Consider the following 25,918-nt stretch of genomic DNA (forward strand, 5'->3'; position numbering starts at 1 on the left):
CGGCGGGTCGCAACCCCACCGTCGTCTGGGAAGTTCTGATGGAGTCCCGGCTGGACAGGCCCAGGCGCCATCAGAGCTTTCCGGTCACTGGCGTACGTGCATCGCTGGTGTTCAGCTTCCTCTATGCCGGACAGACATGAAGCCAAGAGAAGCGGGCCGGAAGCCCGTCAACTCCACACGGGTTGAGCAAACTCTGTGCCCTGCCCCGCTGAGACACCCTACCAAAGTGCTTCGTTCCCTACAACGTGCGGGCCTGCACTTCGGCTGACGTGTGCAGCCCACTGTGCGCCCAAATGCGCGGCGCCGCATGCGGGTTGCACCGCAGCCCATGCAGAGCGGTCGGGCTTCGCGGGTCAAAGTGGATGCACCGGCGGCTGGCAGCCGCCTTCAGCGATCGCTGACGCCCAGCTTGTCGAGCAGGCCGTTGAGCTCTTCCAGCGAGCCGAACGAGATGGCGATCTCCCCCTGCTGGCCGCGCGAGGTGGTGCGCTGCACGCGGATCTCGACCGCTGCGGTCAGCTTGTCGGCGAGGGCTTCTTCCAGCCGCACGATGTCGCGGGCCTTGTCCTTCTTCACGCGAAGCAGCGGGCTCTGGCGGCCATTGGTCTGGCCGGCCACGCGGGCCACCAGCTTTTCGGCTTCGCGCACCGAGAGCTTGCGCGCCACCACCTCGTTGGCATTGAGGATCTGCTGCGCCGCGTCCAGCGGCAGCAGCGCACGGGCATGGCCCATGTCCAGGTCGCCGGCCATCAGCATCTGCTGCACCGGGGGCGCCAGGTTCAGCAGCCGCAGCAGGTTGCTGGCCGCGCTGCGCGAGCGGCCCACGGCCTGCGCCGCACCTTCATGAGTGAGCCCGAACTCGTCCACCAGCCGCTTCAGGCCTTGCGCTTCTTCCAGCGGGTTGAGGTCTTCGCGCTGAATGTTCTCGATCAGCGCCATCACGGCGGCGGCCTCGTCCGGCACCTCCTTGACCAGCACCGGCACGTCGTCCAGCCCGGCCAGCCGCGCGGCGCGCGAGCGGCGTTCGCCGGCGATGATCTCGTACTGCGGCAGCGCCCCGCCCTCGCCGCCGTCCTCCGCGGCCAGCGGGCGCACGAGGATGGGCTGCATCACGCCCTGCGACTTGATGCTCTCGGCCAGCTCGTACAGCGAGCCCTCGTCCATCCGCGTGCGCGGCTGGTACTTGCCGGGGCGCAGCTGCGTGAGCTTGAGCGTGCGCGGGCCGCCATCGGCCGCAGCCGGTGCGTCGCTCACCCGCGGGCCGAGCAAGGCCTCCAACCCGAGGCCGAGCCCCTTTTGCTTTTTCGTGACCATGCGGGGATTGTCGGCTACGCGCTGGCGCGGGCCGGGTCGGCGCCGGCCGGCCGTGCCGTGGCCATCAGCCCGCGCAGCAGCGACATGCCGTCCGGCCATTCACCCAGCCCCGACGCACCATTGATGTGCCCCGCCTCGCCCACCGAGATGGACTGTGCATCCCAGTCGTTCACCATGGTGCGCACCGCCCGCAGCTGGCAGAAGGGGTCGTCCTCGCTGTACACCACCAGCGCCGGGAACGGCAGCGGCTGGCGCACGATGGGCCGCCAGGAATAGAGGTTGGGCGGCATGTCGTCGCGCTCCACGTCGGGTGGCGCCACCAGCAGCGCGCCGGCCACCCGCTGGGTGTGGCGGCTGTGGGCGGCCCAGGCGGCCACCAGCTGGCAACCCAGGCTGTGCGCCACCAGCACCGCGGGCTGGTCCGACTGCAGCAGCACCTCCTCCAGCCGGGCCATCCAGTCGCCGCGCTTGGGCCACAGCCAGTCGTCCTGCTCCACCCGCTGGAAGCCATGCCGTGTTTCCCAGCGGCTCTGCCAGTGGTCGGGGCCTGAGTTCTCCCATCCGGGAAGCAGCAGTACACGAAAATCCTGCGTCATGTCCATGCCTTATCCTTGTCGTTTTCGATTGTGCGTGAGGGTCAGGCGATGGCATATCAGGTTTATGTAGATGGGCAGGAGGGCACCACCGGCCTGCGCATCCATGAGTACCTCGCGCAGCGCAGCGACGTGGAGCTGCTGCGCATCGACCCCGACAAGCGCAAGGACCCGGCCGAGCGCGCGCGCCTGCTGAATGCGGCCGACGTGGCCTTCCTGTGCCTGCCCGATGCGGCGGCGCGCGAAGCGGCGGCGATGGTGACCAACCCCAACACCTGCCTGATCGATGCCAGCACCGCGCACCGCATCGACCCCAGCTGGGCCTTCGGCCTGCCGGAGCTGTCGCGCGGGCAGCGCGACAAACTGCGCCAAAGCAAGCGCATCGCCAACCCGGGCTGCCACGCCAGCGCCTTCATCCTGCTGGTGCGCCCGCTGGTGGATGCGGGCCTCGTGCCGGCCGGGCTGCCGCTGTCGGCCACCTCCATCACCGGTTACTCCGGTGGCGGCAAGAAGATGATCGAGCAGTACCAGGCCGGCGGCGACGACAAGCTGCTGTCGCCGCGGCCTTATGGCCTGACGCTGGCGCACAAGCACATCCCAGAGATGATGACCCACACGGGGCTGACCGCGAAGCCGGTGTTCCTGCCCATCGTCGGCAACTTCTACAAGGGCCTGGCGGTCAGCCTGCCGCTGCACTTCGAGCAGCTGGCGCCCGGCACCGACGCGGCCCGGCTGCAGGCGGCGCTGGAGGCGCACTACGAAGGCGAACGCTTCGTGAAGGTGATGCCGCTGCGCGATGCGGCCACGCTGGAAGCCGGCTTCTTCGACGTGCAGGCCACCAACGACACCAACAACGTCGAGCTGTTCGTGTTCGCGCACGACACGCAGGCGGTGCTGATCGCCCGGCTGGACAACCTGGGCAAGGGCGCCAGCGGCGCGGCGGTGCAGTGCATGAACGTGCACCTGGGCCTGGACGAAGGCCTGGGACTTTGATGGGGCACCCGGTGCCGTGAGTACACGGCACCACCCGCCGGGCGGGTTGCCCGGCCGCCTTGGGGCGGCCCGGCGGCGGCCGGGAATGGAGCACCCGGTGCCGTGAGTACACGGCACCACCCGCCGCGCGGTTCGCGTCAGCCTTGCGCGGTAACGCGGTAGTGGTAGCTGTAGCCGTCGCTGAAGCCCAGCCGGTGGTACACGCGGCGGGCGGCGGTGTTGTCGCCTTCCACCTGCAGGTAGCCCGTGCGGGCGCCTTCGGCCCGGGCCTGCACCAGCAGGTATGAACACAGGCAGGCGGCCAGGCCGCGGCCGCGGTGCTCGGGCGCGGTGAACACGTCGTACAGGCCGACCAGATCGGCCTCGCGAGCGAACTGGCCGCAGGCCAGCAAGGCATCGTCGTCCTCGCGCACGATGCCGAAAGCCTGGAACGGCACCGGCGACAGGCGCAGCCGCTCGGCATGCGCATGGCGTTGTAGCGGCGGCGAGCCGCGCAGGCCGCCCACGGCTTCGGCGAAGGCATGGGCGTCCATCGGTTGCCAGCGGGTGCCGGCCGGCAGCGGCAACGGCCGCAGCGCGGTGAGCTCGGGGCAGGCCATCACGCGGGTGTCATCCAGGCTGGCCAGGCCCATGGCCTGCAGTTCGGCATCCAGCGTGGCCGGCTGCGTGAAGGGCGTGATGCGGATCACCATCGGCAGGCCGGCTTCGTCGAACAGCGCCTGCGCCAGCCGCAGCTTGTCGGCCAGCGGCAGCCTGCCTTCGGCCACGGCGTTGATGCAGCGCGCCCGCTTGGCCTTGCCTGGCGAATAGCGCACCAGCCAGCCGTCCATCCAGCGCTGCTGCGGCGGCGCGCTGGCATTGAGCCCGGCGTCCTCGATGCGCGAGAGCAGCGTCGTCTGGCTCACTTGAGCTTGGCCACCCGTTCTACGAGCTCACGCGCAAACGCCACATAAGCCTGCGCACCCTTGGACTGCGGATCGAACACCACGCCCGCCTGGCCGTAGCTGGGCGCCTCGGCCAGCCGCACGTTGCGCGGGATGACGGTGTCGAACACCTTGTCGCCAAAATGCGCCTTGAGCTGGTCGCTCACCTGCTGCTGCAGCGTGATGCGCGGGTCGAACATCACGCGCAGCAGGCCGATGACCTGCAGCTCGCGGTTGAGGTTGGCATGCACCTGCTTGATGGTGTTGACCAGGTCGCTCAGGCCTTCCAGCGCGAAGTACTCGCACTGCATCGGCACCAGCACGCCGTGGGCGCTGCACAGGCCGTTCAGCGTGAGCAAGCTGAGCGATGGCGGGCAGTCGATCAGCACGAAGTCGTAGTCGGCCTGCACCGGCTTGAGCGCCTGGCGCAGCCGCAGGTTGCGCTGCTCCAGCGCCACCAGCTCCACCTCGGCGCCGGCCAGCTCGCGGTTGGCGGCCAGCACGTCATAGCCGCCATTTTCGCTGCGCTGCCGGGCTTCGGCCACGGTGCTGCTTTCCAGCAGCACGTCGTACACGCTCGCGGGCAGCGCCCGCTTGTCGATGCCCGAGCCCATCGTCGCGTTGCCCTGCGGATCCAGGTCCACCACCAGCACACGCTGGCCCACCAGCGCCAGGCCGGCCGCCAGGTTCACGGTGGTGGTGGTCTTGCCGACGCCGCCCTTCTGGTTGGCGATGCAGAAGATGCGGCAGGTCATCGGGCGGCGTGGCGTGAATGTGACGGCAAGGGAATGGGTCGCGGATGCGACGGGCGATGGTAACTGCGGCGGGCCCGCCGCCGGCTTCAATGGAAGTCGCGCGAGGAGGTGCTGAGCGCGCCCAGCCAGGGCGACACATCCAGCAGCCGGCGCGCCACCAGATGGCGCACGCCCTCCTCCGACACCTGCCATTGCCCCGCCACCGCCAGCAGCCGGGAGCGCAGCAATGCATTGCGCTGCTGCTCGCGCAGGCGCTTCCACACGATGACGTTGACCGTGCCGGTCTCGTCCTCCAGCGTGACGAAGACGGTGCCGTTGGCGGTGTCCGGCTGCTGCCGCATGGTGACGATGCCGCAGGCCCAGGTGCGCGCGCCGCCACGCAGCCGGCCCAGCTCCTCGGCGCTGAGCCATCCACGGCCCTGCAGGCGGCCGCGCAGCAGCGCCACCGGATGCCGACGCAGCGTGAGGCCGGTGGCCGCATAGTCGAGCAGGATGTCCTCGCCTTCGGGCGCCAGCGGCAGTTGCGGCTGCTCGTGCGCGGCCTCGCGCACCGGGGCTTCGGCCAGCAGCGCCCGCGCGGGCTCCAGCGCGGCGGCGGTCCACAGCTGCTGGCGGCGGTGGCCGGCCAGCCCGCGCAATGCGTCGGCCCGGGCCAGGGCCTGCAGCACCCGTGCATCGAGGCCGGCGCGGCGCGCCAGGTCGTCGACGTCGGCGAAGGGCTGCTGCGCGCGGGCCTGCGCGATGCGCGCGGCTGCGGCCTCGGGCAGCGATGCCACCAACCGCAGGCCCAGCCGCACGGCGGGGGCCGGGCCGCCGTCGCTGCGTGCTTCCAGCGAGGCGTCCCAGCCGCTGTGCTGCACGTCCACAGGGCGCACTTCCACGTCGTGCCGGCGCGCGTCCTGCACCAGCTGCGAGGGCGGATAGAAGCCCATCGGCTGCGAGTTCAGCATCGCCGCCAGGAAGATGGCCGGGTGATGGCACTTCAGCCAGCAGCTGAAGTACGCCAGGATGGCGAAGCTGAAGGCGTGGCTCTCCGGGAAGCCGTATTCGCCGAAGCCGCAGATCTGCTTGAAGATGGCCTCGGCGAACTCGGCGTCGTAGCCGCGCTGGGTCATGCCTTCGACGATGCGCTGCTGGAACTGGTCGACATGGCCATCGCGCCGCCAGGCGGCCATCGCGCGGCGCAGCTGGTCGGCCTCGCCGGGCGTGAAGCCGGCGGCGATCATGCAGATCTGCATCACCTGCTCCTGGAAGATGGGCACGCCCAGGGTGCGGCCCAGGGCTTCGTCGAGTGCCGGGTACTTCGACGGCGACAGCCGGCCGGCGGCCCGTTCCTCGCGCCGCTGCAGGTAGGGGTGCACCATGCCGCCCTGGATGGGCCCGGGGCGCACGATGGCCACCTCGATCACCAGGTCGTACAGGCACTGCGGTTTCAGCCGCGGCAGCATGCTCTGCTGGGCGCGGCTTTCGATCTGGAACACGCCCACGGTGTCGGCGCGGCAGATCATGTCGTAGGTGGTGGTGCAGTCCTGGGGGATGTCCTGCAGCCGCCAGCGCCGGCCCTGCCAGGCACCCAGCAGGTCGAGCGAGCGCCGCAGCGCGGTGAGCATGCCCAGCGCCAGCACGTCTACCTTCAGCAGGCCCAGCGATTCGAGGTCGTCCTTGTCCCACTGGATGACGCGGCGGTCGGCCATTGCCGCGTTCTCGATGGGCACCAGCCGCGAGAGCTTGTCGCGCGCGATGACGAAGCCGCCGGTGTGCTGCGACAGGTGGCGCGGAAAGCCGCGCAGCGTGTCCACCAGCTCGATCCAGCGGCGGGTGACCGGCGAGTCCATTTGCAGCCCGGCCTCGGCCACCGAGGCGGCCATGCGGCTCCTGTCGTCGAACCACTGGAAGGAGCGCGCCAGCGCATCCACCTGCGCCGCATCGATGCCCAGTGCCTTGCCCACGTCGCGCACCGAGCCGCGGGTGCGGTAGGTGGACAACGCCGCGGCCAGCGCGGTGCGCTCGGTGCCGTACTTGTTGTAGATGTACTGGATGACCTCCTCGCGCCGCTCATGCTCGAAGTCGACGTCGATGTCCGGCGGCTCATTGCGCTCGCGCGAGATGAAGCGCTCGAACAGCAGCGTGGTCTTGGTGGGATCGACCTCGGTGATGCCGAGTGCATAACAGACGGCCGAGTTGGCCGCTGATCCCCGGCCCTGGCACAGGATGCCCCGGCTGCGGGCGAAGCGCACCACGTCGTGCACGGTGAGGAAGAAGGCCTCGTAGCGCAGCTCCTCCACCAGCAGCAGCTCGCGCTCCACCTGCTCGCCCACGCCGGGCGGGGAGTCGCGGCCGTAACGGTCGGCCAGGCCCTGCAGCGTCAGTGCACGCAGGTGGTCGATGGGCGTCATGCCCCGCGGCACGATCTCGGCCGGGTATTCGTAGCGCAGCGAATCGAGCCGGAAGGTGCAGCGTGCGGCGATTTCCAGCGTGGTGGCCAGCCATTCGGGCCGATAGAGCTGCGCCAGCCGCAGGCGGGAGCGCAGGTGCTGCTCGGCATTGCGCGCCAGCGCGAAGCCGCAGTCGGCCACCGGCTTCTTCAGGCGGATGGCGGTGAGCGTGTCCTGCAAGGGCTTGCGCGAGCGCACATGCATCAGCACATCGCCCGCGGCGGCCAGAGGCAGGCCGGTGGCGGCAGCCACCGCCTGCAGCCGCTCGGCCAGCACGCCGTCGTCGGCATGCATCAGCAGCTCCACCGCGATGGCCGCATGCTGGAAGTTCCGGCGCAACCAGTGCGCCTGGGCCAGCAGGCGCTCGGGCGGGTCGGCGCGGTCGGGCAGCAGCAGCGCGGTGCAGTCGGGCAGGCGCTGCAGGCCGCGCAGGAAGCGTGGTGGATGGTCGTTGGTCACGGTCGTGCCGCCCGGCGCGGGCGGCTGCAGGTCGCGCACGCTGAGGTGGTAGCTGCCCTTGGTGGTGCGCAGCCGGCCCAGCGTGATCAGCTCGCACAGATCGCCATACCCTTCGCGGTCGTGCGCCAGCAGCACCAGGCGGCAGCCGGGTGTGTCGCCCTCGCCTGCCAGCTGGAACTGGCTGCCGATGATGAGCTTGAGCGCGCTGCCGCCTTCGGTGTGTTGCCGGCGCAGTTCCTCGTGCGCGCGCACCACGCCGGCCACCGAGCATTCGTCGGTGAGGGCCAGCGCCGCATAACCCAGTTGCGCGGCACGGGCCACCAGTTCACCGGGTTGCGACGCCCCGGTGAGGAAGCTGAAGTTCGAACGGCAGTGCAGCTCGGCATAGCCCGGAACGGCACCGCCGCTCCAGGGCAGGACCGACGCGGTCATGGCCGTCGCCCCGCGCCGGGCGCGGGGTGGGCGGGGCCTGCCGGGCCCGTGCGGGCGGCCTGGTGGGTGGCATGCATGGGCGGCTCAGCCGAACAGTCCGTGCAGGAACCAGTGCGCGGCCGGCTCGCCGGCCGTGTCGGCGTCACCCATGCGGCGCTGCCGGAACACCCAGCGCAGCCGGTGGTCGCTGCCCTCGGCCACGTGGTAGTCGCGACAGACCAGTTCATCGTCGAACCAGCCGCTTTCGATGCGCTCGGCCCGGGTGCGCAGCAGCAGCGGCCCGCCATGCACCGGCCGGCCGGCATGTTCGGCCAGGGGCAGCGGCTGCGGCAGCAGCCAGGCCGGACGGGTGCACAGGGCAGCCGGCGCCGGACTGCCAGACGGCACGGCGGCAACGGTGGCCGTTGCCTGAGCCGGCACGGGCTGGAAGGCACGCTCCGGCCGGTGGTCGTCGCACGGTGCCAGCTTGCGCACCTGCTCGGCACCCAGGCGGGCGGTCAACCGGTCCACCAGCGCGCGGAAGGCCTGCGGGTCGGCCTCCTCAGTGCCGGGGCCGGCGCCGGAAACCAGCGCCAGCCGGCCCTCGTGCCCGGCCAACGCCACCGCTTCGTCAAGCTGCAGCCGCAGGCCATAGACCGGGGCCGGCAGCTCAGTGCGCTGCAGCCGCTCCCGCAGCAGCAGCAGCAGCTGGGCGGCATCACGCGTGGGATCGCCTACCGCCAGCCGCACCGGCGTGGGCGGGCGGGCCTGACGACCGGCGCCTTCATGCAGCAGCCAGAGCGTGCACCGTGCAGCCGCCAGCCATTGGCGCTGCAGCCACCCGGCCAGCGGCTGCACCAGGCGCTGCGCCGCGAACACCAGCATGGCAGCGTCGTCCGCACGGTGCATCAGTTCGCAGCCCAGCTCGAACTGCTGCGGCGGCTCGTACCAGGCCTGGGGGTCGGGCGCGTGGCCGTAGGCGCGGTCCAGCGCCAGCAGCAGCAGCCCACCGCCGCGGCGCTGCAGTCCGGTGCGCGGCAGCGCCCGCACCTGCCCCAGGCGCTGGCAGCCGATGCCTTGCAGCAGTTCGCCCAGCCGGGGCGGCAGCTCCAGCGCCTGCAGCACCGGCGGCAGTGGCAGCGCGTCCAGCAGCGCCGCCGCCGCGTCCAGCGTGCGCGCTCGGCCCGGCCGGCCGCCAGCGCCAGGCACCCGCGCCAGCAAGGCCGCCGCAGCCGCCGTGGGCGCCATGCCGATGCGCACATGCGCCCCCACCTGCTGCAGCGTGCGCCGCAGCCGGCCACCCAGCCCTGCCAGGCCACCGAACAGGCGAAGGGAGCCGCTCACCTCCAGCAGCACCGCATCCGGTTGCAGCACCACCTGCGGCGTGTAGCAGGACAGCGCCATGGCCAGCAGCCGGACGAAGGCGGCCTCGGCCGCCGGTTGGCGCGGCAGGCCGTGCAACGCGGGGCACAAGGACAGCGCGGTGGCGGTGCTCATGCCCTCCTCCAGCCCGAGCGCCCGCGCGCTGGCATTGACCACGCGCAGTCGGTGCTGCTCGATCACCGCGCGCGGCGGGGGCGGCGTGCCATCGGCGGGCCGCGGTGCAGGCCCCAGCGCCTCAAGCGGCAACCAGGGCAGGTGCAGCGCCAGCCACAGCATGGGCCACCTCCGGAGCAGGCATCACCGAGCGCCGCAGCAGCGGTGCGGCCAACGGCAAGGTGAGCAGCACAGGCGCCGCCATCGCCGGGCCGCGTCGCTTGAACACCTGCACGGCCAGCTGCCCGCCGGCCGCCGCCTCAGCCGCCAGGCGCAGCGGCGCGGCCGATGCCTGGCCACGCGCGGCCAGCGGCCGCATCGCCCACAAGGGGCAGCCGCTGTCCTGTGCGGCCAGGTGCAGACGCCGCCACACGCCGGCCGGCGCGTCGGACCACCACAGCACAGCTGCGCAGGCACGCGAGCGCAGCGCCTGCTCAGCCGCCCAGGCGGCGTCGATCAGGCTGGCCGGCGTGAGCCACACCAGGCCGTCCAGCGACAGGCCCAGCTGCTGCAGGGCGGGCAGGTAAGGCGTGGCCGGCGGCGCAATCCACAGCACCGGCCGGTTGCCAAAGCTGCGCAGCACCGGTGCCAGCAGGCGCAGTTCACCAATGCCGGGGTGGGCCAGCAGCAGCTCAGTCAAGCCCTGCGCCGGCCAGCCGCCACCGGGCAGCTCCGCATCCAGCGCGGGATAACCACTGGGCACGGTGTGGCCGCCGGCCTGCGCCATGGCGTCCCCACGCCACAGCAACGCGGGATCGAGCGCCGGCAGGCCGCGGCGGCCGGCGGGCTGCAAGGAGGTGGAGGGCGAGGACATGGCGGCAGACGAAGGCAAGGAACAACTGTACGTTTATACAGCATTCCATACCCCCATTCCGGGGCCTGTCTTCAGTGGGCGGCGGCTTTCGAGAACACGTTCAGCACCACGACGCCCGCGATGATCAGGCCCATGCCGATGGCTCCCGGCAGGTCGACGCGCTGGCCGAACAGCAGCCAGGCCACCGTGGTGATGAGCACGATGCCGAGGCCCGACCAGATCGCATAAGCCGCACCCACCGGCACCGTGCGCAGCGTGATGGACAGGAACCAGAACGACGTGATGTAGCCAACCACCGTGACGATGCTAGGTAGCCACCGCGTGAAGCTTTCCGACGCCTTGAGTGCGGAGGTGGCGATGACCTCCGCCACGATGGCCAGCCCCAGCGCCAGGTAGCCGTTCATGCCGCGGCAAGTCGCATCCACACCAGGCAGCGCTGGGCGTCCAGCCCCGGCACCTGCAGCGGCTGCACCCCGGTGACGATGACGTCGGGTGGCAGTGCCGCCAGCTCCTCATCCGGCGCCCTGCCCTTCATGGCCATCCACAGGCCGCGGGGTGCCAGTTGCCGGCGGGTGAGCATGACGAAATCCACCAGCGACGCAAACGCGCGCGAGGTGACGACGCCGAACGGCGGCGTGTCCAGGTCTTCGATGCGGGTGTGCTGGGCGTGCAGCCGCCGCAGCCCTAGCTCCGTGGCCACCTGCTGGATGAAGCGCGCCTTCTTGGCCACGGCATCTACGCACACCACGGTGAGCTCCGGGCGCAGGATGCTGATCACGACGCCCGGCAGCCCGGCGCCACTGCCCACGTCCAGCACGCGGTTCGCGGCCTCGCCGGTCTGGCCGGCCAGCGCCTCGGCCAGCGGCTGCACAACCGACAGGCTGTCGAGCAGGTGCTGCGTGAGCATGTCCTGCGGGTCACGCACCGCCGTCAGGTTGTAGACGCGGTTCCAGCGGGAAATCAGATCGAGGTAGGCGAGCAACCGCTCGGTCACGGCTTCGGCTTCGGCCTCGCTGCCCGGATGACAACCGAGCGCTCGCAGCCCCTGCTGCAGAGGTTCGCGCAGAGGCGCGATGTTCAAATTGCCGGCCATCAAGCGTCAGCGCCTTCGGCAGCAGCCGGAGTGGCGGCTGAGGTGTCGGATCTGCGCGTGTCCACGAAGCCCTTGAAACGCCCCTTCTTCAGGTGCACCAGCAGCAGGGAGATGGCCGCCGGCGTCACGCCGGAGATGCGGGAAGCCTGGCCCAGCGTTTCCGGCCGATGCTTGCTCAACTTCTGGCGCACCTCGAAGCTGAGGGCGGATACCTGTGCGTAGTCCAGCTCCTCGGGAAGCCGGAGGTTCTCGAAATGGGCGCCGCGTTCCACTTCGCCCACCTGCTTGTCGATGTAGCCGGCGTACTTGATGACGACTTCAATCTGTTCGACGACAGCGTCAGCAAGGTCGCTCCCGAGATTTGCGACGAGCGTTTCACGTGAAACACCGGATTCCGGCTTCGCAAGCCGTGCAATTTCGGCCACCGCATCGAAGCTGACGCCGGGGCGCCGAAGCAGGTCGGCCAGGCTGTACTCCCGTTCCAGCGCCTTGCCGACTAGCCGTTCCGCTTGCTCCGCAGGCAAGATGGCCGGATGCACCCAGGTCGACCTTAGCTTTTCGGTTTCACGTGAAACAGCGTCACGCTTGCGGTTGAATGCGGCCCACCGCGCATCGTCTACCAGTCCAAGCGCCCGGCCGGCTTCCGTAAGACGGGCGTCGGCGTTGTCCTCCCGAAGCTGGAGCCGGAACTCCGCACGACTGGTAAACATGCGGTACGGCTCGGTCACACCCTTGGTGATCAGGTCGTCGACCAGCACGCCGAGGTAGGCCTGATCGCGCCGCGGCAGCCAAGGCGCCTCGCCTTTCACCTGCAGCGCGGCATTGATGCCGGCAAACAACCCCTGCGCCGCCGCCTCCTCGTAGCCCGTGGTGCCATTGATCTGGCCGGCGAAGAACAAGCCTTTGATGGCGCGCGTTTCAAAGGACGCGCTCAACTCGCGGGGGTCGAAGTAGTCATATTCAATGGCATAGCCGGGCCGGAGGATGTGGGCATTTTCCAGCCCCGGCATGGACCGCACCGCCGCCAGCTGGATGTCGAACGGTAGCGAGGTCGAGATGCCGTTCGGGTAGAACTCATGCGTGGTCAGGCCCTCCGGCTCCAGGAAGATCTGGTGCGAGTCCTTGTCGGCAAACCGGTTGATCTTGTCTTCGATGCTGGGGCAGTAGCGTGGGCCGACGCCCTCGATCACACCGGTGAACATCGGGGAACGGTCGAAGCCGGAGCGGATGATCTCGTGCGTGCGGGCCTGGGTGTGCGTGATCCAGCAAGGCACCTGACGCGGGTGCATCGCCCGGTCGCCCATAAAGCTGAACACCGGCACCGGGTCGAGGTCACCGGGTTGCTCCGTCAGGCGGCTGAAGTCGATGGAGCGGCCATCGATGCGCGGCGGCGTGCCCGTCTTCAGGCGGCCTTGCGGCAGCTTCAGTTCCTTCAATCGGGCGGACAGGCTCACCGCGGGCGGATCCCCGGCCCGGCCAGCGCTGTAGTTCTGCAGCCCCACGTGGATCTTGCCGTCGAGGAAGGTGCCCGCCGTCAGCACGACCGTGCGCGCACGGAACCGCAATCCGATTTGCGTCACGGCGCCCACCACCCGCTCACCCTCCACCATCAGGTCGTCCACAGCCTGCTGGAAGAGCCACAGGTTCGGCTGGTTTTCCAGGCGGTGGCGGATGGCCGCCTTGTACAAAACCCGATCGGCCTGCGCCCGCGTGGCGCGCACCGCAGGCCCTTTGCTGGAATTGAGGATGCGGAACTGGATGCCCGACTCGTCCGTGGCCAGCGCCATCGCGCCGCCAAGCGCATCCACCTCTTTGACCAGGTGCCCCTTGCCAATGCCGCCGATGGACGGGTTGCAGCTCATCTGACCCAGCGTCTCGATGTTGTGGGTCAGCAGCAGGGTGGTGCAGCCCATGCGGGCCGCGGCCAGGGCGGCCTCGGTGCCGGCGTGGCCGCCGCCGACGACGATGACGTCAAACTCTTGAGGATGGAGCACGGGCATCAGGCCGGTGGGTACGGCCTGCCTTCAACGGTGGGAATGCCTCAATTTTAGGCGACCGCCTCACCCCCCTGCCGGCTGTGCAGTTCTTCACCTAGTTGCGCTCTGTTCCACGTGAAACACCGCTTCATGGCCAACTTGCGCCTAGCCACCCACGCCTCGACCGCGCTGTCATTCCAATGCTTGTCAAAGAAATAGTGGGCCACCATGTTCACCGCCGGCTCCACCAGCGTGACGGCACTGGCTGCCCATACGTTGCCGGTGAGCCCGTAGGTCACGCCGAACGCGATGCCCAAGTGAATGACACCAAATGCAGCGGTCTTGGCCATGTTCACTCCAGATGAGAACAAATCTTGTTCAGGAGTGTGGCGAGGCCTCCGCAAGTTGACCAATCAAAGGCGTCGATGGCGTCGATAGGCAGCCCCGACAATCACGCCATGCGCAGCACACCCGTCCCTGCCCTCAGCTGCCGCGCCGGCTGCGCGGCCTGCTGCATTGCGCCGTCGATCAGCAGCGCCATTCCGGGCATGCCCGGTGGCAAGCCCGCCGGCGTGCGCTGCGTCCAGCTCACTGAGCAAGGCCTGTGTGCGCTGTTCGGATCGCCGCAACGACCAGCCGTCTGCGGGTCTTTGCAACCGGCGCCCGACATGTGCGGCAGCAGCCGTGAACATGCAATGCACTGGTTGACAGCGCTCGAGGCCGCCACGACGGCCGGCACACCCGACTGACTTCAGCCATGGGCGGCGGCGACATGCCGACCAACGTCAGCCGCGCCCTGCCCCCACCGTGCGCAGGTCCTGCGTCACGCGGCCCTGCTCCAGCACCACCACCCGCGCGGCGCTGGCGATGGTTTCCGGCCGGTGCGCCACGATCACCCGCGTGAGTTGCAGCTGCCGGATGCTGTGGTTCACCGCCCGTTCGCGGTCCACGTCCAGGGCGCTCGTGGCTTCGTCGAGCAGCAGGATCTGCGGCCGCTTGTAAAGCGCGCGGGCCAGCAGCAACCGCTGCTTCTGGCCACCGGAGATGGCCGCGCCCATGTCGCCGATCAACGTGTGGTAGCCCATGGGCATGGCCTCCACCTCGTCATGCACCGAGGCCATGCGGGCACATTCCTCGATCCAGGCCGCGTCCGGCGCGGTGTCGAAGAAGCTGATGTTCTCGCCGATGGAGCCGGCAAACAGCTGGTCGTCCTGCATCACCGTGCCGATCATGGCCCGGTAGCGCGTCAGGCCGAGCTGACTCAGTGGCACGCCACCCACTCGCACCTCGCCCGCCTGCGGCGCATGAATGCCGAGCATCAACTTCAGGAGTGTTGTTTTTCCGCAACCCGACGCACCGACGATGGCCACGGACTCGCCAGGTTCGATGGTCAGGCTTACCCCGCGCAGCACCTCCGGCTCGGCATCGGAGTAGCGGAAGCTCAGGTCCTGCACCTCGATGCGCGCGGAGTCGGCCTTCACCGGCAACTCCGCCTCCTGTTGAGGCTCAGGCGCCGTCAGCACGATGTCGGCCAGGCGCTCGCCCTGCAGGCGCAGCATCTTCAGCTCCACCGCCTTGTCGATGAGCGCGCTGAAGCGGGTGGCGAACTGCTCCTTGAAGGCGATGAAGGCGAAAAGCATGCCGACGGTGAAGCGCTCGTCCAGCACCAGCAGCGCACCCACCCACACCACCGCCACCCGCTCCAGGCCGAATACCAGCTTGTGCAGCACGCCGAACCACAGGTCGATCTTGCGGGTGGCGATGTCGGCATTCATCGCGTCCACCACCAGGTTCATGAAGCGGCCCTGGCGGTCGGCCTGGCGGTTGAACAGCTTGATGGCCTGCACGCCGCGCAGCGATTCCAGGAAGTGGCTGGCCTTGCGCGACTCGTGCACCAGCGATTCCTCGGTGGCCGCGCGCAGCGGCCGGAAGAAGGCCCAGCGCAGCAGCGCGTACACGCCCACCGCCCCCGCCACGATGGCTGTGAGCAGCCCGCTGTACAGCGCCATCATGGCCAGCGTGGCCAGCACCAGCACGCCGTCCAGCACCGCTTCCACGAAGCTGGTGGTCAGCGTCTTCTGAATCTGCTGCACGGCCGTGAAGCGCGACCAGATGTCGCCGGTGTGCCGCTTCTCGAACCAGGCCACAGGCAGGCGCATCAGGTGCGCGAACACATTGGAAAGCCACTGCAGGTTCAGCGTGGCCGACATCACCAGCACCGCCCAGGAGCGCACTGCGCCCGTGGCCACCTGAAGCAGCACCAGCAGGCCGAAGCCGATGCCCAGCGTGACCAGCAGGTCCCTGTCGCCGGTGACCAGCACGCCGTCCACCACCCACTGCAGCAGGAAGGGCGACAGCAGCATGAACGCTTCCAGCACCAGCGCCAGCACGAACACCTGCGCCATCGAGCGCTTGAGCCCGCTCACCCGCCCCAGCATGCGCCGCAGGCTGATGGGCTGGCGTTCCACCCGCGGCTCGAAGCCGCCGGCAGGCGTCAGCTCCAGCACGATGCCGGTGAAGTGCCGCGACAGCTCGCTGAGCTTCATGTGCCGCACGCCCTGCCCTGGGTCGTGTATCACTGCCACGCCGCGCCGCACGGCCACCAGCACGACGAAGTGGTTCATGTCCCAGTGCAGCACGCAGGGCAGCTGCAGGCTGTCGAAGTGCTCGGGCTCGGCGCGCAGCGCGCGGGGGCTCAGCTGCAGCTCACCGGCCATGCGCACCAGGTCGGCCATGGAGGCGCCTTTGAGTGACAGCGAAAAGCGCCGCCGCAGCGTGGGCAGGTCGGTCTGCAGGCCGTGGGCAGCGGCCACCATGCCCAGGCAGGCCAGGCCGCATTCGGCGGCCTCCGTCTGCAGCAGCATGGGCACCCGCCGGCGGTTGAACAGCCCGAGGTTCAGACGGTCGAGCATGTGCGGCTACACCCGCCCGGCCACGCCGAGCAGCGGCTCGAAGATCCATTCGATCAGGCGGCGCCGGTCGAGCTGCACGTCGGCCTCCAGCTGCATGCCGGGTGCCAGCGGCTGTGGCTGGCCGTAGGCCTGCACGTCCTGCCGGTCGAGTGCCACCGTCACGCGGTACAGCGGCTCGTCCGCTGGCAGGCCGGCCACCGGCGGCCGGGCGTCGGCTGGCACCGGCGTGCGCGACACCCGCAGCACCCGCCCCGCCTGGGAGCCGAACTTCTGGTATGGGAATGCGTGGTAGCGCATCAGCACCGGTTGCGCCGGCCGCAGGAACCCCATCGCGCTGGAGGGCGCATACAGCTCGGCCAGCAGCGGCGCCTGGCCCGGCATCATCCGCGCCAACACCGCCGAAGCCGCCACCGACTGCCCCGGCTCGGCCGTCAACGCACCCACCACCCCGTCCTGCGGCGCCCGCAGCACCTCGCGCCGGCGGGATTCGGTTTCCGCGGTGTCGCCGGCCAGGGCCGAGAGCTCCCGCTCAATCTCGCCCAGCTGCGCCTGTGCCTGCAAGGGCAGCTCGCGCGCCTCGGCCTGCAGCGCGGCCAGGCTGCGTTCATGCTGGGCGCGCTCCTGCGCCAGAGCCTGCAGGCGCTCGCGCTGTTCCAGCACGTCCTGCTGCTTGGCCCGCAGCTGCGCGGGGGCGATGAAGTCCTGGTGGCGCAGCGATTCGAACTGGGCCAGCGCCTGTTCGGCCAGCGCCAGGCGCTCACGCTGCAGCTGCGTGCGCTCGTCGTGGCGGCTGCGCTCGCGCGTCATTTCGGCGATGCGGTCAGCCAGCGCCTGGCTGCGCGCCTCGCGCAACGCGGCCTGGCGCTCCACCGCCTCGCGCAGGCTGCGGCGGCGCTCGTCCAGGCTGCGGCGCACCTCGGCCTGGGTTTCGCCTTCGCCGCTGCTGCGGTCCAGCGTCAGCACGTACAGCACGTCGCCCTGCCGCACCGCATCGCCTTCGCGCACCCGGCGCTCCAGCACCACGGCCTCACGCGGCGTGCGCAGTTCCAGCAGGCCGCCTTGCGGCACCAGCACGCCCGACAGGCGCGCCTTTCTCGTGTAGTGGCCCAGCGTGAGGAACAACGCCACGGCCACGAAAGCGGCCACCACCAGCACGGTCAGCCAGCGCAACGACACAGGTTGCGCCAGCCGGATGTGTCCGATCCACTGGTCGCGCTGGTGGTCCAGCGCTTCGGGTCGGAAGATGCTTGTCACGGTCCGCCCTCGGTGGGCGTGCGGAGCCTGAGCCCGCCCGCCGAGCCAGCGGGCCGAGAGCCGGTCACCAGCCGCCGACGCGCGGCAGGCCGCCGGTCACCTGGCCCAGCATGCGCTCGTCGAGCACCAGCGGCGCAGCGGGCTTCTGCACAGGTGCGCCAGCTTGCGGAGCGGGCGTGCGCACTTGTTGGGGGGCCTGGGCGGCGGCGGCGTTGATTTGCGATTGGGCCATGGTCGACTCCTGGGGGTTTGGGGGCTGCGTCCATTCATCGACGTGGCCTTATTCCAGCAGTCGAGCCGGTCGGCTGTAACTGTAAGCTCTTACAGCTTGTGCACCTCAGTGGATCAAGCCTAGGCGCAGCGCCTTCAGCACCGCCTGGTGCTTGGTGGCGCATTCGAGCTTGTGCATCGCGTTCGTAATGTGCAGGACCGCCGTGCGCTGCGAGATCCCTAGGATGGCGCCCACCTCCCAGGCCGTCTTGCCCTCCATCGTCCACTTCAGCGCTTCCAGCTCGCGCGGGGTGAGCGCCGGGCGTTCCGGCTGCCGGGACGGCGGCACCAGGATGCGCAGCGCGGTGTCCTGCGCATGCACCGCGAACAGCTGCAGGTCGGCCACGATGCGCGTCAGCTCCCGCGTGTCGCTGGGCAGCGGCGCGTCGCGGTCCACGCCGAGCAGGAAGTGCTTGCCATCCGGCAAATGGAGTGCCATGGCCACGCCGGTGCGATAGCCGAAGGCGGCCTGCTCCTCCCAGAGATCTTCCACACCCTTGGTGCGGTAGGTATCGCGCGACCAGACCAGCGGCACGCTCTGCCGCTTCAGGTGCTGCAGCACCGGGTCGCGGCGCGAATCGGCCACACGCACGTAGGCTTCCTCGTAGCCCGGCGGCGTGTTGCCCACGGCGATGAAGTCCGCCTCGCGGCCGTGCTGCTCCACGACGGTCACCGCGCTGACCGTGCTGAAGCCGATGTCGTGCGTGAAGCGCAACACCGCGCTGCGGAACTCGTCGATGTCGCGGGCTTCGAGCACCGCCAGATAGTTGCCCTGCAGCATCAAACTTCCTGCATCGCTGCGACCGCCTGCCCCAACCTGTCAAGGTTTACAGCTTGAAGCGGGATGGCCGATGACCAAGACTGCCAGTACGCTGCCGGCCCCGCCCGACCAGTCAACCCACCATATTCCCCCACGCCGATGACACCCTCATGGACGCTGCATGCCTGGCCCACCGTATTGTGGCAGGCAGCCTCGAAGAGCCACCTCAACCTGGTGCACCTGGATACCCGCGTGATGTCCACCGGCGACGCCAGCGCGCCCTGCAGCGGCCACACCATCTGGATCGGCCCGCTGGGTGACGTGGATGCCGGCGTGGCCTGGGACTGGGTGCAGCTGTGCCCCGGCGTGGTGGCCATGGCCGACCCCATGTGCGTCATCACCAACCTGCGCCTGGTGGACACCGGCGGCACCGTGCTCACCGCCTGGGAATCGGCCCGCCACCTCACCGAGATCGTGCACGGGCTACCCTGGCAGAACGAGGTGGAACGTGCTCTGGGCAGCACGCTGCTGAACTGACCGTTCGCCACGCGCATCACCGCACCGCCGCCCGGCGCAACCGCCGGGCCACGTCCCCGATGCCCAGCGCCGCCAGCAGCGCGCACACCAGCAGCGGCACCAGCACGTCGGCCAGCGGCACCGCCTCCGCGGCCAGCACCCGGTTCATCAGGGTCACCTGCCCCAGCGCCGGCACCCAGAGCTGCCAGGGCTGTGGGCCGCTGTCGTTGAACAACGCCACCAGCGGCAGCACCGACACCAGCAGCACGATGACCGCCGCATTGGCCTGGGCCTCCTTGACGCTGCGGCAGCGGATGGCCACCGCCATCAGCACCGACGACACCGCCGCCGCGAGGGGCACCAGCAGCGCGAGGAACACCAGCGCCTCGCGCCAGCCGTACTGGAACATCGCGGCCAGCGTCTCGCTGCGCAGCAGCCACTGCGCCGGCAGGAAGCTGAAGGAGCCGAGCAGTGCCACGCCCATCGCCACGCTGGCCACCGCGGCCCACTTGCCCAGCACCAGCGCCAGCGGCAGCGGCGGATTCATCAGCAGCGGCTCCAGCGAGCCGCGCTCGCGTTCGCCGGCGGTGGAGTCCAGCGCGGCAGGCAGCGCACCGTAGAGCACCGCCATCAGCACCAGGATGGGCACGAAGGCCGACAGCTGCGCCGCCCGGCCGCGCGGCGTGGACAGGTCGCGCGGCTGCACGTCCACCACCTGCAGCAGGCGGGGCGACACCCCACGCAGGGCCAGGTCCAGCGTGGCGCGTTCGCTGACGAAGCCGCTGACCAGCCGGCCGATGCGCGCGCTGCTGGCCTGCGACCGGGGATTGGCGCCGTTGGCCACGATCTCCAGGCGCGGTTGCGCGGCGGTGGCCAGCGCGGCGTCGAAGCCGGACGGCACCACCAGCACCGCGTCGCCCAGGCGGTTGCGGCGCAGCAGGTCCAGGTGGTCGGATGGCGCCTCGCGCACGCGCCAGGTCTGGCGCTCCAGGTAGTTGCGCAGCAGCGGCGAATGCTCGATGCCCACCACCATCAGCTCACGCTGCTCGGCGCGCTGCTCGATGCCGGCCATCAGCACCGACAGCACCACCAGCAGCACCGGACCCACGGCCACCGAGCTGAGCAGCACGGTGAGCAGGGTGCGGCGGTCGCGCAGCGCGTCCAGCAGTTCCTTGCCGTACACGACCCACGCGGCAGCGATCACCTGGCGCCATCCCCTCATGCCGCGTCCGCCTCCGGGCCGAAGGCCAGCTGCACGAAGGCGTCCTCGAAGTCGGCCTGGCCGGTGGACTGCAGCAGCGCGTCCACGCTGCCATCGGCCACCGTGCGGCCATGCGCCACCACGACGACCTTGTCACACAGGCGTTGCACCTCTTGCATGATGTGGGTGGAGAACACGATGCACTTGCCCTGCTCGTCGCGCAGGCGGCGCAGCGCCTCGCGCAGTGAGCGCGTGGCCAGCACGTCCAGCCCGTTGGTGGGCTCGTCCAGGATGATGTTGGCCGGGTCGTGCACCAGCGCGCGTGCCAGCGCGGTCTTCATGCGTTCGCCCTGGCTGAAGCCGTCGGTGCGGCGGTCCAGCAGCGGCACCATGTCCAGCACCTCGGCAAGCTGCTGTGCGCGCCTCAGCGCGGCCGCACGCGGCATGCCTTGAAGGCGTCCGTAGTAGACGATGTTCTCGCGTGCCGTCAGCCGCGGGTACAGGCCGCGTGCGTCGCTCAGCACGCCCATGCGCGCCAGCGCCCGCTGCGGCTCGCGCGACACGTCGATGCCATCCACCAGCACGTGGCCGGCATCCGGCGGCAGCAGGCCGGCCACGATGCGCAGCGTCGTGGTCTTGCCGGCGCCGTTGGGTCCCAGCAGGCCGGTGATGCAGGCGTCCGCTGCGCGGAACAGCACGCCGTCCACCGCCTTCACCTGCCGCGCCTGGCGACCACGCCCGCTGGCAAACGATTTCTGCAAGCCCAGCACCTCGATCATCGGCGCGGCTCCGCCGGGGGTGCGGGCGGCTGGTAGGGCCGGGGGCGAGGCAGCTGCACCGCGCAGCCCGCATCGGCACGAACCGCGGCCAGGGCTGCGGCTTCGTCGGGAGTGTCGATGAAGCGGTAGAGCACGTCGCGCATGCAGGGCAGCATCGCCACGCCGTGGCCGGCCTGCGGCACCACCACATGCCGCGCCTTGGCGCCGAGGGCGGCGGCCATGCGGTCGCCGTGACGCGGCGGCGTGGCCGGGTCCAGCCCGCCCGACAGCAGCAACACCGGTGCGGCCGATGGGCCTACCTGGTAGAAGGCCGGCGGCACGCTGCCCCGCGGCCAGTCCGCGCAGGCATCGCGGTAGCGGCGCACCAGCGGGTCTTCGCGCGGGGCGGCCGGGGGCAGGCGCGGCGCATCCTCGGCGCACACGACGGAGAAGTGCAGGCCCATCGCCACGCCCACGCCGCGGCGGCCGCCGGCCGCGTGGGCCAGGCCGGCCAGCGGCTCCAGCCGGCCTCGGGTGGCCTGGTCCATCGCCTGCGGGAGCGCGGCGGCCAAAGCAGGCAGGTACAGCGGGCCGCGCAGCACCGCGTCCAGCACTTCGGGCGTGACACGCTGGCGCTCCACCACGCCGGTGGCCGGATGCGCCACCGGCCAGTCGCGCGGCAGGCTGTTGCGCAGCGTGGCCCAGCGCTTGCGCAGGTCGGGATGCCGGCGGTTGCAGTCGGCGTCCTGCTCGCAGCCGCTGAACACCGCCTCCACGGCGCGCTGCTGGTCGCTGGCGAAGGCCACCGGCAGCACCATGTCCGGCGGTGCCACGCCATCGAGCACCACCCGCCGCACGCGCCGCGGCGACTGCCGCAGCACCTCCAGCGCCAGCCGGGTGCCGTAGGAAACGCCCACCAGGTTGATGCGCGCCACGCCAAGCGCGCGCCGCACCGCTTCCACGTCCCCGGCGGCGATGGCGGTGGTGTACTGGCGCAGATCGCCATGCGGCAGTGCCTGCAGCAAGCGCCGGCATTCGGCCAGCCGCCGGCGCTGCGCATCCGGCTCGAACTGGCGGGCCAGCGGCGCCTGGTCGGCATCGTCGTCGCACAGCAGCGGCGCGCTGCGGCCGGTGCCGCGCTGGTCGATCAGCACCACGTCGCGACGGTTGAGGAAGCGCGACAGCATGCCGGCCACGGGACCCGCCATCTCGATGGCGCTCTGCCCCGGACCGCCGGCCAAGAAGAAGACGGGATCGGGCTGCTTGTTGCGGGCCAGCGCCGGCAGCACCGCATAGTGCAGCGTGATGCGCGCACCTTGCGGCGCGGCGGGGTCCAGCGGACGCTCCAGCGTGCCGCAGCGGGCCTCGTGCTCGATGCCGTCCAGCCGGCACGGCGTGAGCGCGGGTGCCGCCGCCACGGCACCGTGCAAGAGCGCGCCCCAGGCCATGGCCCCGGCCAGCGCAACCGGCCTTCCCCAACGTTTCATGATGCGACGCATTGTGCGGGTTGCGATCCCACACCCATGCCAACTAGTGCCGGTGCCTGTCTCGTTCAGGCATCGAAACGGCGCTTGTTACTTCTGGGTCGCGCGGCTCAGGCCCGGCCACCAGGCACCAGGCTGCGGGCAGTGGCTTCGCAGGCCTGGCGCTGGCCATCGGCCGCCTCCCGCGCGGCGCACAGGCCGGCCAGGCGGGTTTGCAGCCGCTGCAGCGCTGCCTCGGCCGCCGGACGCTGCGCGCCCCAGCCGGCCAGCTTCTGCGCCGCACGCTGCAGCGAGCGTGCGCTGCGCTCATGGAAGGCCGCCGGATCGCGACCCGCCTCGGTGAAGATTTGCCCCGCAACCTGTTCGATGCGCGCCACATCGCCGGCCGCCAGATCGACCAGCGCCGCCAGGTAGCCGGCGCCCCATTGCAGCCGCGTGGCCGGGCCTTCGCTGCGCTCGAAGGCCTGGGCATACCAGCGCAGCGCCTCGTCCGGCCGGCCTTGCTTGCGGGCATTGCTGCCGAGCTGGCTCATCAGGTAGTACGGCGCGGCGCTGCGAGCCAGGTTGGCCTGCAGCAGTGCATCGCTGTCGGCCCACAGGCCGGCTCGGGCCTGCACCCAGGCCAGCGAGGGCACCACGGCCTGGCGTTCGAACGGATCACGGGTTTCCTGGTCCAGCCGGTTGGCCAGGCCGCGTACCTCGGCCAGCAACGCTGGCGGCAGGCGGGGCGACACCACCTCGTCCGCCTGGCCATGGCGGGCCAGCGACACGCGGGCATCCAGCGCGCTGATGCGATCGGCCCGCGACAGCGTGGTGTCCGCCTGCAGCCGCTGCAGCGCGGTGTCGAAAGCCGCGGTGAGCGCTGCGCGGCGGGTATCGTCGTCGCCGGCCAGGGCACGCACCAGTGCGGGCGTGTTGTAGACCAGCACGTCCATCTGCGCACGGGCGGCCGAGGCGTCGGCCAGCAGCTGCTGGGTGCGGGTGCGCACGGCGGCATCGGCAGCCAGGCCATTGGCTCCTTCGGCGCCCAGCGCCAGGGCCTTCAGCATCAGGCGGGTGCGGGTTTCCTCGTCCGCGGTGGCAGCGCGTGCAGCGGCGCGGTGCAGCGCGGCCAGCACGGCCGGCCGCTCGGCTGCCGGCACCAGCTTGGACTCATCGGTCTCCCAGCCATGGAAAGCCAGCAGCTTCCATTCGCCGGCGGTCAGCGGCCTTCCGGCGCGGGCATCGGCCAGCACCTCGGCTGCGGGCCGGCCACCGGCCATTGCGGTCTGCAGCAGCGCCATGACCTGCGCGGCCTCGGCTTCGCCGGGCAGGCGGGTGATCTCGCTGCGGTCGGGGCGCATCAGGATCAGCGTGGGATAGCCGCGTACCTGGAAGGCCGCGCCCAGCTTCTGCGCGCCGGGGCGGTCGCCATCCACATGCACTGCCACCAGCGAGCGCGACTGGGCCGCGAAGTCCTGCCGGTTGAACAGCGTGGCCTTGAGCTGGTTGCACGGCGGGCACCAGGTCGCGCCCCAGTACAACAGCACCGGCCTGTTCTCGGCGCGGGCCTGGGCAAAGGCGCGGTCCACGTCGGCATCGGTGGCCGCGGGCTGCCACGCCACCTGGGTGGAAGGCAGGCCGGGAGCCGCCTGCAGCGGCAGGCTCAGCGCGGACAGGCCGATCAGGCAGCCGGCCAGCAGGCCCGCGGGCCACGCCGCGCGGATCGGTTTTACAGGCTGGGCCACCACATGCATGTCATCCGCCCCTTGCGCGCGACCATGCGCGCCAGCGGCTCATTGTGGCGCCAGCGGCGCCGCGCTGCCGGCGGCCGGCACGGTGGCGGTGGCCGTGGCGGGCTCGTCGCTGCGGATGGAGCCGTCGGGCCGCTCATAGGTGCCGATCAGGCAGCCGGAGGCCAATGCACGTTCCTGCAGTGCAGCCAGCACCTCGTCGCGGCCCGGTGTTTCGCTGAACGGCTCGCCAGGACCTAGCGCAAACACCTGGAACACATAGCGGTGGGTGCCATGGCCGGGCGGCGGATCGGGCGGCAGCCAGCCGCTGCCCAGGAAGGAATGGCGTCCGGCATGGGCTTCGCTGCCCTCCGTGTGGTCGAAGGCGCCCTCGGCCAAGGCCGTCTGGTCGGGCGGCAGGTCCACCACGATGCCGTGCACCAGCGGATGCGGCGTGGGCGCGTCGGCGTCCTCCACGATCAGCAGCACGCTGCTGGCGTTGGGCGGCACGCCGTGCCAGTGCAGCGGGGGCGACAGGCCTTCGCCGTCGGCGGTGTAGCGCGCGGGCATGGGCGCGTGGTCCGCGAAGGCGAGGCTGCCCACTTCCAGCGCCGCCTGGCCGGTGCGCAGCGGGGTGTGGTGAAAGACGGTCTGGTCCAGGCCCGCGCGCTGGTGGCGCAGTGCATGGCCCAGCATGCCGGGCAGTTTTTCCAACATGGCGGTCAGGTCCTGGAAGAAAGACCCAGTGGACACGCGACCGGGGCGGCCTGGCAGCACACGCCGGCCCATTCGGCTGTCGGAGCATGCCGACAACGGACACCGCGGCTCACGCCGCGTATCCGTGCCTGGCTTCAGTGCTGGGTGGCGGCAGCCTCGCGGCCGGCCAACTGCTCGCTCACCTTGCGGGCGGCGCGCAGCAGCAGGGTCTCGTCCAGCGGCACCTGCGGCGCCACCCGGGCCACCACATCCTCCAACTGCTCGGGCGACTGCATCAGGATATGGGCCACGGCCGACAAGGCCAGCACCGCCGGCCGCGGCAACTGCGGCGGAAACGGCTCGCCGGCCTGCACCGACACATGGTGGCGCACGCTGGCCACCGAGGGCGCGCCCAGGCCCCAGCTCTCGCACAGGGCGGCGCCCAGCGCGTCATGGCTGACGCCGAAGCCGGCACGTTCCAGCGTGCGCAGGTCGACGTCGTCGGGCGCGGCGCGCAGCATGGCGCCGTAATGGTCGCTGGCATGGCGCAGCAGCACCGCCTTGCCACATTCCTCGAACAACCCGGCGGAGTGGGCGGCCCAGGCGTCCACGCCCAGGAACTGGCCCATGCGGCCCATCAGCAGGCCACGGCGCGCAGCCCGCTGCCACACCGGCTCCAGCAGCTTGTTGGGCGGAAAGGCCGCGCGCAGCCCCATCTCGAAGGTGATGGCCGCCACCTCGCGCATGCCGAGGTACTGCACCGCCTGCATCACGGTCTGCACCCTGCCCTTGAGGCCATACATCGACGAATTGACCGCCTTCAGCACCGCCGCGGCCAGCGCCATGTCGGACTCGATCAGCTGCGCAGCGGCGTCCAGGTTGATCTCGTCGTCCGCAAGCAGCAGCGACAGGCGAACGAGCGCCTCCGGCTGGGCGGGAATATCGATGTCGAGGCTGCGGAGTTCGGGATCGACGGGCATGGCGGGATGCTAGCGGCCACTCCAGGGGCGCAAGCACGGGAAAAGCGCCTGGCTGCCCACGCAGTTCAGCCGC

The 25,918-nt window shown here is 70.7% G+C and carries 24 protein-coding genes; 3 read left to right on the forward strand and 21 right to left on the reverse strand.

Annotation, left to right across the window (positions count from 1 at the left end; genetic code table 11):
• Positions 1–387 precede the first annotated feature (387 nt).
• Positions 388–1,314, reverse strand: coding sequence for a ParB/RepB/Spo0J family partition protein (locus VO99_RS11200; RefSeq protein WP_046112958.1), 927 nt, complete (start codon positions 1,312–1,314; stop codon positions 388–390).
• 14 nt (positions 1,315–1,328) lie between these two features.
• The gene (locus tag VO99_RS11205) at positions 1,329–1,910 is read right to left on the reverse strand and encodes an RBBP9/YdeN family alpha/beta hydrolase (RefSeq protein WP_046113148.1); all 582 of its coding nucleotides are present in this window, start codon (positions 1,908–1,910) and stop codon (positions 1,329–1,331) included.
• Between the two features lie 48 nt (positions 1,911–1,958).
• Here VO99_RS11205 and argC point away from each other — a divergent pair, with 48 nt between their 5' ends.
• Positions 1,959–2,900, forward strand: coding sequence for an N-acetyl-gamma-glutamyl-phosphate reductase (gene argC, locus VO99_RS11210; RefSeq protein ID WP_046112959.1), 942 nt, complete (start codon positions 1,959–1,961; stop codon positions 2,898–2,900).
• Between the two features lie 137 nt (positions 2,901–3,037).
• Here the strand turns inward: argC and VO99_RS11215 are convergent, their stop codons facing one another.
• The 9 genes from VO99_RS11215 to VO99_RS11255 form a co-directional block, all read right to left on the reverse strand.
• A complete protein-coding gene (locus tag VO99_RS11215) occupies positions 3,038–3,805 on the reverse strand; it encodes a GNAT family N-acetyltransferase (protein WP_046112960.1) in 768 nt (255 codons plus the stop codon).
• Positions 3,802–4,578, reverse strand: coding sequence for a ParA family protein (locus VO99_RS11220; RefSeq protein WP_046112961.1), 777 nt, complete (start codon positions 4,576–4,578; stop codon positions 3,802–3,804). Before VO99_RS11220 ends, VO99_RS11215 begins: the two co-directional genes overlap by 4 nt.
• Before the next feature lie 86 nt (positions 4,579–4,664).
• A complete protein-coding gene (locus VO99_RS11225; protein WP_046112962.1) occupies positions 4,665–7,904 on the reverse strand; it encodes an error-prone DNA polymerase in 3,240 nt (1,079 codons plus the stop codon).
• An 84-nt stretch (positions 7,905–7,988) separates the two neighbouring features.
• Positions 7,989–9,542 carry a Y-family DNA polymerase gene (locus VO99_RS11230; RefSeq protein WP_046112963.1) on the reverse strand — a complete coding sequence of 518 codons (1,554 nt, stop codon included), beginning with the start codon at positions 9,540–9,542 and terminating at the stop codon, positions 7,989–7,991.
• A complete protein-coding gene (gene imuA / locus VO99_RS11235; protein ID WP_052736266.1) occupies positions 9,502–10,233 on the reverse strand; it encodes a translesion DNA synthesis-associated protein ImuA in 732 nt (243 codons plus the stop codon). The genes VO99_RS11230 and imuA overlap by 41 nt, the downstream gene beginning before the upstream one ends.
• A gap of 71 nt (positions 10,234–10,304) precedes the next feature.
• Positions 10,305–10,637: an SMR family transporter gene (locus tag VO99_RS11240; RefSeq protein ID WP_046112964.1), complete on the reverse strand. Its 333-nt coding sequence runs from the start codon at positions 10,635–10,637 to the stop codon at positions 10,305–10,307.
• Positions 10,634–11,326, reverse strand: a complete 693-nt coding sequence (gene rsmG / locus VO99_RS11245) for a 16S rRNA (guanine(527)-N(7))-methyltransferase RsmG (protein ID WP_046112965.1) — start codon at positions 11,324–11,326, stop codon at positions 10,634–10,636. The genes VO99_RS11240 and rsmG overlap by 4 nt, the downstream gene beginning before the upstream one ends.
• Positions 11,326–13,320: a tRNA uridine-5-carboxymethylaminomethyl(34) synthesis enzyme MnmG gene (mnmG, locus tag VO99_RS11250; RefSeq protein WP_046113150.1), complete on the reverse strand. Its 1,995-nt coding sequence runs from the start codon at positions 13,318–13,320 to the stop codon at positions 11,326–11,328. Before mnmG ends, rsmG begins: the two co-directional genes overlap by 1 nt.
• Positions 13,321–13,373: 53 nt before the next feature.
• Positions 13,374–13,652 carry a DUF2061 domain-containing protein gene (locus tag VO99_RS11255; RefSeq protein ID WP_083440519.1) on the reverse strand — a complete coding sequence of 93 codons (279 nt, stop codon included), beginning with the start codon at positions 13,650–13,652 and terminating at the stop codon, positions 13,374–13,376.
• Between the two features lie 108 nt (positions 13,653–13,760).
• Between VO99_RS11255 and VO99_RS30810 the strand changes: the two genes are divergently transcribed.
• Complete coding sequence (locus VO99_RS30810; RefSeq protein WP_198156924.1) at positions 13,761–14,051, forward strand: YkgJ family cysteine cluster protein; 291 nt, start codon at positions 13,761–13,763, stop codon at positions 14,049–14,051.
• Between the two features lie 36 nt (positions 14,052–14,087).
• Here the strand turns inward: VO99_RS30810 and VO99_RS11260 are convergent, their stop codons facing one another.
• The 4 genes from VO99_RS11260 to VO99_RS11270 all read right to left on the reverse strand — a co-directional run bounded on the left by VO99_RS11260 (position 14,088) and on the right by VO99_RS11270 (position 18,519).
• Positions 14,088–16,214 carry a peptidase domain-containing ABC transporter gene (locus VO99_RS11260; protein ID WP_046112966.1) on the reverse strand — a complete coding sequence of 709 codons (2,127 nt, stop codon included), beginning with the start codon at positions 16,212–16,214 and terminating at the stop codon, positions 14,088–14,090.
• A 6-nt stretch (positions 16,215–16,220) separates the two neighbouring features.
• Positions 16,221–17,468: an HlyD family secretion protein gene (locus VO99_RS11265; RefSeq protein ID WP_052736267.1), complete on the reverse strand. Its 1,248-nt coding sequence runs from the start codon at positions 17,466–17,468 to the stop codon at positions 16,221–16,223.
• A gap of 64 nt (positions 17,469–17,532) precedes the next feature.
• Complete coding sequence (locus VO99_RS30225; protein ID WP_157039536.1) at positions 17,533–17,700, reverse strand: hypothetical protein; 168 nt, start codon at positions 17,698–17,700, stop codon at positions 17,533–17,535.
• 105 nt (positions 17,701–17,805) lie between these two features.
• Entirely contained in the window at positions 17,806–18,519 is a 714-nt protein-coding gene (locus tag VO99_RS11270; protein WP_046112967.1) for a helix-turn-helix transcriptional regulator, read from the reverse strand.
• A 138-nt stretch (positions 18,520–18,657) separates the two neighbouring features.
• Here VO99_RS11270 and VO99_RS28775 point away from each other — a divergent pair, with 138 nt between their 5' ends.
• A complete protein-coding gene (locus VO99_RS28775; RefSeq protein WP_157039537.1) occupies positions 18,658–19,035 on the forward strand; it encodes a DUF4902 domain-containing protein in 378 nt (125 codons plus the stop codon).
• A gap of 16 nt (positions 19,036–19,051) precedes the next feature.
• Here VO99_RS28775 and VO99_RS11280 read toward each other — a convergent pair whose 3' ends face one another.
• From VO99_RS11280 to VO99_RS11305, 6 genes are all read right to left on the reverse strand, one after another.
• Positions 19,052–20,236 (reverse strand): ABC transporter permease subunit, encoded by a 1,185-nt coding sequence (locus tag VO99_RS11280; RefSeq protein WP_046112968.1) that lies wholly within the window; start codon positions 20,234–20,236, stop codon positions 19,052–19,054.
• Positions 20,233–20,994, reverse strand: a complete 762-nt coding sequence (locus VO99_RS11285) for an ABC transporter ATP-binding protein (RefSeq protein WP_046112969.1) — start codon at positions 20,992–20,994, stop codon at positions 20,233–20,235. Before VO99_RS11285 ends, VO99_RS11280 begins: the two co-directional genes overlap by 4 nt.
• A complete protein-coding gene (locus tag VO99_RS11290; RefSeq protein ID WP_083440521.1) occupies positions 20,991–22,460 on the reverse strand; it encodes an alpha/beta hydrolase in 1,470 nt (489 codons plus the stop codon). Before VO99_RS11290 ends, VO99_RS11285 begins: the two co-directional genes overlap by 4 nt.
• Positions 22,461–22,567: 107 nt before the next feature.
• Complete coding sequence (locus VO99_RS11295) at positions 22,568–24,193, reverse strand: thioredoxin fold domain-containing protein (RefSeq protein ID WP_083440522.1); 1,626 nt, start codon at positions 24,191–24,193, stop codon at positions 22,568–22,570.
• Between the two features lie 39 nt (positions 24,194–24,232).
• The gene (locus VO99_RS11300; protein WP_046112971.1) at positions 24,233–24,886 is read right to left on the reverse strand and encodes a YbhB/YbcL family Raf kinase inhibitor-like protein; all 654 of its coding nucleotides are present in this window, start codon (positions 24,884–24,886) and stop codon (positions 24,233–24,235) included.
• A 134-nt stretch (positions 24,887–25,020) separates the two neighbouring features.
• Positions 25,021–25,845, reverse strand: coding sequence for an HDOD domain-containing protein (locus VO99_RS11305; RefSeq protein ID WP_046112972.1), 825 nt, complete (start codon positions 25,843–25,845; stop codon positions 25,021–25,023).
• Between the last annotated feature and the right edge of the window lie 73 nt (positions 25,846–25,918).

The sequence above is a fragment of the Aquincola tertiaricarbonis genome (assembly GCF_000969605.1).
GTDB lineage: Bacteria > Pseudomonadota > Gammaproteobacteria > Burkholderiales > Burkholderiaceae_C > Aquincola > Aquincola tertiaricarbonis.

Coding starts and splice junctions, on each gene's coding strand:
- VO99_RS11255 (WP_083440519.1), bottom strand. CDS start 13,652: ATGGCCAAGACCGCTGCATTTGGTGTCATTCACTTGGGCATCGCGTTC.
- argC (WP_046112959.1), top strand. CDS start 1,959: ATGGCATATCAGGTTTATGTAGATGGGCAGGAGGGCACCACCGGCCTG.
- VO99_RS11295 (WP_083440522.1), bottom strand. CDS start 24,193: ATGCATGTGGTGGCCCAGCCTGTAAAACCGATCCGCGCGGCGTGGCCC.
- VO99_RS11230 (WP_046112963.1), bottom strand. CDS start 9,542: ATGCTGTGGCTGGCGCTGCACCTGCCCTGGTTGCCGCTTGAGGCGCTG.
- VO99_RS11300 (WP_046112971.1), bottom strand. CDS start 24,886: ATGTTGGAAAAACTGCCCGGCATGCTGGGCCATGCACTGCGCCACCAG.
- VO99_RS11270 (WP_046112967.1), bottom strand. CDS start 18,519: ATGCTGCAGGGCAACTATCTGGCGGTGCTCGAAGCCCGCGACATCGAC.
- VO99_RS11225 (WP_046112962.1), bottom strand. CDS start 7,904: ATGACCGCGTCGGTCCTGCCCTGGAGCGGCGGTGCCGTTCCGGGCTAT.
- VO99_RS11290 (WP_083440521.1), bottom strand. CDS start 22,460: ATGAAACGTTGGGGAAGGCCGGTTGCGCTGGCCGGGGCCATGGCCTGG.
- VO99_RS11200 (WP_046112958.1), bottom strand. CDS start 1,314: ATGGTCACGAAAAAGCAAAAGGGGCTCGGCCTCGGGTTGGAGGCCTTG.
- imuA (WP_052736266.1), bottom strand. CDS start 10,233: ATGTCCTCGCCCTCCACCTCCTTGCAGCCCGCCGGCCGCCGCGGCCTG.
- VO99_RS11280 (WP_046112968.1), bottom strand. CDS start 20,236: ATGAGGGGATGGCGCCAGGTGATCGCTGCCGCGTGGGTCGTGTACGGC.
- VO99_RS11305 (WP_046112972.1), bottom strand. CDS start 25,845: ATGCCCGTCGATCCCGAACTCCGCAGCCTCGACATCGATATTCCCGCC.
- VO99_RS28775 (WP_157039537.1), top strand. CDS start 18,658: ATGACACCCTCATGGACGCTGCATGCCTGGCCCACCGTATTGTGGCAG.
- VO99_RS11220 (WP_046112961.1), bottom strand. CDS start 4,578: ATGACCTGCCGCATCTTCTGCATCGCCAACCAGAAGGGCGGCGTCGGC.
- VO99_RS30810 (WP_198156924.1), top strand. CDS start 13,761: ATGCGCAGCACACCCGTCCCTGCCCTCAGCTGCCGCGCCGGCTGCGCG.
- VO99_RS11285 (WP_046112969.1), bottom strand. CDS start 20,994: ATGATCGAGGTGCTGGGCTTGCAGAAATCGTTTGCCAGCGGGCGTGGT.
- VO99_RS11205 (WP_046113148.1), bottom strand. CDS start 1,910: ATGACGCAGGATTTTCGTGTACTGCTGCTTCCCGGATGGGAGAACTCA.
- rsmG (WP_046112965.1), bottom strand. CDS start 11,326: ATGGCCGGCAATTTGAACATCGCGCCTCTGCGCGAACCTCTGCAGCAG.
- VO99_RS11260 (WP_046112966.1), bottom strand. CDS start 16,214: ATGCTCGACCGTCTGAACCTCGGGCTGTTCAACCGCCGGCGGGTGCCC.
- VO99_RS30225 (WP_157039536.1), bottom strand. CDS start 17,700: ATGGCCCAATCGCAAATCAACGCCGCCGCCGCCCAGGCCCCCCAACAA.
- VO99_RS11240 (WP_046112964.1), bottom strand. CDS start 10,637: ATGAACGGCTACCTGGCGCTGGGGCTGGCCATCGTGGCGGAGGTCATC.